Source organism: Novosphingobium sp. 11B (genome assembly GCF_054589055.1).
This window is the reverse complement of the sequence record NZ_BAAILP010000233.1, coordinates 1-3,462: the sequence shown is the minus strand read 5'-3', so window position 1 is coordinate 3,462 and position 3,462 is coordinate 1. Positions and strand designations below refer to the sequence as shown.

Genomic DNA, 3,462 nt, shown 5'->3' with positions numbered 1-3,462 from the left:
CAGCGTGTGCCCGTGGCATTCGAAGATGATGATCTGATCGACGTCTAGTCGCTACTCACTGCGGCGCCCGCCGACGCGCCAGCGCATCCCCTTGCGGGTGCGCCTCGCAGCAGCGCCCTTGCGGCGCTGATGCGTGCACGAACGTGCTCTTTGCCTTTATCGAGCCAACCTTGATATTCCGGGCGTGGCAAAATGGGATTGTCGTCGCCCCGCCGGCAGTTGTACCGATGACGCAATCCCCCTACGAGAAAGGAGCATCAATCGTGACGCCACGTGCCGCCATTCAACAGATCGCGCGCATGGTTCGCGACGATATTCGTTCGGGAGCATTGTCGCCCGGCGCACACAGCATCGCAGATATGCTGGCGGAGCAGCCGAAGCCCTGCTGCTCATCGTTGACCTCGCGGGCGCCGAAGGACGCAAGAAGCGGCCTGACGTGATGATGCATCACGCCTATTCCTTCATGCTTGGCAACACGCTCGAGCAGTTGCGGCAGCGAAGCGAGGCCGGAAGCGGTCATGCGACCATGGCCATAGAGAACGTCAGGTCCGCGATCGCTCAGCAAATCCGTACCGGCAAGCTCGCGGCGACGGCAGCGCTGGCGCTTGTCTCGGCGTTCTCGCGGGCCGGCGTCGAGGTGGGGGACGATATACGCAGCGCAATGGATCACACGATGATTCAGACCGGAGCCAGCCAGCTTAATCTCCCGCCGCCCGATGTTGACGAGATGTTGAAGGACCTGGTGAAAGCCTGTGAGGGCGATCCGTTCCTGATCCACAGCCAGTTCGCCGAATTGACGGCAGCCATGCCTGCCGGGCTGCAACTTAGTCTCCTGGAAGGACTTGTCCTCGCCGACGAGTCCAGTCTGCGCGAGGCTGCGATCGGGTGGCTTCTTGCAGAACCTGCGATCGCGGCTCCGTTAGCCTCCATGATCGAAGAGAGCGCCGGCCGAGGGCGTGTATCGGCAGCGTCGGTTAGGCACGATGATGAAATGCGCATAACCCGAAAGCGCGTGCAAAAAAGTGCAAAGGCAACGCGGAGAGCCCTCCTCGGCCGAGGATCGGCCCGCGAAGCCGCTTTCTGGGGTGCGCAATGACGATCCGGTGTGCGAAAATCCGGGCCAAAGAGCGTGGAGGCGAGGCGTGGGGGCAAGTGCCGCGCGGGGTGACCGACGAGGGCACAGCATTGCTTACGGGCGTAATATTATTTCAAAGGATCGCGAAGACGGCAGAGCGGCGTCCGGCCGCTTGATGACGCCTTAGCGTCTACCATAGCGCCAACTTCGTCGAGCGTGATGCTCACATGGCGCGCTTGGGAGCGGCATGGCAGCTCTGGTGAAGGTCAAGCGAAGGGGCAAAATGTGAACAAACCGAGCCCGGTTGCCGTCCTACACCCCGGAAAATCTGGTCAAAAAATCAGGTAAACCACGCGATTTGGTCGCCTAAAGCGTGTCAACACCCACAATTATTTTTTTTGGGCGTTTTATATTTGCGTGCGCTGCACCCACGGAAATATGATGGGGACATCAAGGGAAGTCCAACACCCTTGATGCTAGAAGTCGAACACTCGATAACCGGTCCCATGTCCAACTGGGGCTTGAGCGATATTCTTCGGCGACAATGCTGGGCGCCATAACCGGACACCAAATCCGGGAGTGGGGAACGGTGAGCGCAGTGACCTGGACCGTCTTTTCTCCCCTTCCATAAGGGAGATCGCGCCGCTCACCGTTCCCAGCCTTTGTGCCGCAAGGGGCACTTCGGTTCAACCTCTCAATCGTCCTGTTGCGACGATACGATGAGTTTGGAGTGACGTAGGATGCCAAGTGAGAAAACTTTGTTGCGACACGATGAGGGCGTCGAGCTCTGGCGAACCGACCTTATCTCCAACGGCGAGGTGCTCGAAAGCGCCTTTTTCCTTAAATCACTGAGAACACCGGAAGCACCAGCATTCGGAACCGAACGGGAAGCCGAAGCCGCTTTCGCGATGGAAGTAGCATCATCCCGCGCGAGCGAACTCGTGCAGCTACGTCTTGGACGTTAGCTAGGAGACCGAACCCACTCTCGGTCTCCGTCACCATTCTTTGAGTAGAAATAGGGAGCCCGTATGAAAGGTGACGACTTCGATTTGTCTCGCTCTTACGGAGCAGAGCTGGATAGGCTGGCTAGCCGCAAACTGGCCGAGCAACATCGGATCGAATCGCTCGCGGCGGGGATCGACCCAAACCTCCCACTCTCAGTCCGTCAGGCTATTGAAGGTGAGACTGCAAGGTCGGCGGCGACAGCAAGAGACGCATTCATTAATACGCTCACCGGGCGTCACGATGCTTTCACAGCCAGCTTGAACAACAAGGTTCTCGGACTTGCTGGGGCGTCCAGTCAATTACAAGATGCCATAGACCAACTGACCGGCAGTACGGCTCGCAGAATGCGGGACAAGCCTGGCTTCGCAGAGGCTTCGATCTTGGATGAGATCGGCCGCAACGATTACCTCGACGAGGTTTACCAACCTCGGTTCGAACTACCTGATGTGCCTCTCAATCCGATCCATGAAACCAACCAGCTGCTTCAAAGCATCGTGGAAGACATAGGCCAATTGAAGGCTGTGACTGTCAGCACGACTGGCATTCACCAGAAGCAGATGGAGGTGATGCAAGAAATACTCGCTGAGTATGCCAAAGCAGCCGCCGCACAACAAGCTGCGGCCGAAGCCAATGATCGCATCAGCAAGCGCAACTTCTGGGTGACGATCATAGGCACACTAATTGGCGCGGCCGGTGTTCTAGTCGCGCTTCTGTGAGACCAAATATCGACTACGTTGCGGGCGCGAGCGCCATGGCGGGCCGTTCGAAGCGCGCCGCTTCTACGCCCAGCCAGGCATTTACTGTAACCGCTGCTTCGACCCCACGTGGGATGTGGAGAGGCTTCAGTGTACGGTCAGGGTTCTTGCAAAGGCACACTGGCCATGGATGAAGGAGATGATCTGGGGGATCATCCGCCAGGTATCTGCAAGAGCCTGATTTGCGAGAGGATCCTGGAGCTGGTCGATCCATGATATGCCATCGATGATCGTGCTTTGGCCAAGGATAGCTGCAAGCGGCAGGCCGAAGTCTCGATCAGACACGAAGGGCTTCCATGCGTCCATGTCCAGATGCATTGCGGTGAAGAAGCCATTGGCAAAGTCTTCCAGCAGGACCTCGCCGTCCTCGGTCCGCATATAGATCGGCGCATAGACCTCAGGGCACTCGGCAAGCTCGATGCAGATCTGGTTGTAGCGCTTAAGGATCGTTCGGCGCGCGGGTGCCGATCGGGCGCTTTGGACGTGTTCGCGCAGGATGCTCTTGAGCCATATGTCCGGATTGATGATGGACGGGCCGGCAGCCAACGCCGCGAGGAAGCCATCGATCGAGGAGACACCGGCGACCGGCGGATCAAGCGTATCGAGCCAGATTTCGAGCTGCTCTAA

At 58.3% G+C, this 3,462-nt stretch carries 4 protein-coding genes; 2 read left to right on the top strand and 2 right to left on the bottom strand.

Annotated elements, in window-relative coordinates; all coding sequences use genetic code 11:
• Positions 1-283: 283 nt before the first annotated feature.
• Positions 284-520 carry a hypothetical protein gene (locus tag ACYPYD_RS20665; RefSeq protein WP_459665228.1) on the bottom strand — a complete coding sequence of 79 codons (237 nt, stop codon included), beginning with the start codon at positions 518-520 and terminating at the stop codon, positions 284-286.
• 6 nt (positions 521-526) lie between these two features.
• Here ACYPYD_RS20665 and ACYPYD_RS20660 point away from each other — a divergent pair, with 6 nt between their 5' ends.
• Together ACYPYD_RS20660 and ACYPYD_RS20655 are read left to right on the top strand one after the other, a co-directional pair.
• Complete coding sequence (locus ACYPYD_RS20660; protein WP_459665226.1) at positions 527-1,096, top strand: hypothetical protein; 570 nt, start codon at positions 527-529, stop codon at positions 1,094-1,096.
• A gap of 1,007 nt (positions 1,097-2,103) precedes the next feature.
• Positions 2,104-2,796 (top strand): hypothetical protein, encoded by a 693-nt coding sequence (locus ACYPYD_RS20655; RefSeq protein WP_459665225.1) that lies wholly within the window; start codon positions 2,104-2,106, stop codon positions 2,794-2,796.
• 126 nt (positions 2,797-2,922) lie between these two features.
• On the opposite strand, the gene ACYPYD_RS20650 is transcribed toward ACYPYD_RS20655, so the two are convergent.
• Positions 2,923-3,462, bottom strand: a 540-nt coding sequence (locus ACYPYD_RS20650; RefSeq protein ID WP_459665223.1) for a UPF0149 family protein, incomplete at its 5' end; no start/stop codon positions are given.

What these genes read in the sequence shown, in the direction of transcription:
- ACYPYD_RS20665 (WP_459665228.1), bottom strand. Translation starts at nt 520, where the DNA reads ATGACCGCTTCCGGCCTCGCTTCGCTGCCGCAACTGCTCGAGCGTGTT.
- ACYPYD_RS20655 (WP_459665225.1), top strand. Translation starts at nt 2,104, where the DNA reads ATGAAAGGTGACGACTTCGATTTGTCTCGCTCTTACGGAGCAGAGCTG.
- ACYPYD_RS20660 (WP_459665226.1), top strand. Translation starts at nt 527, where the DNA reads ATGGCCATAGAGAACGTCAGGTCCGCGATCGCTCAGCAAATCCGTACC.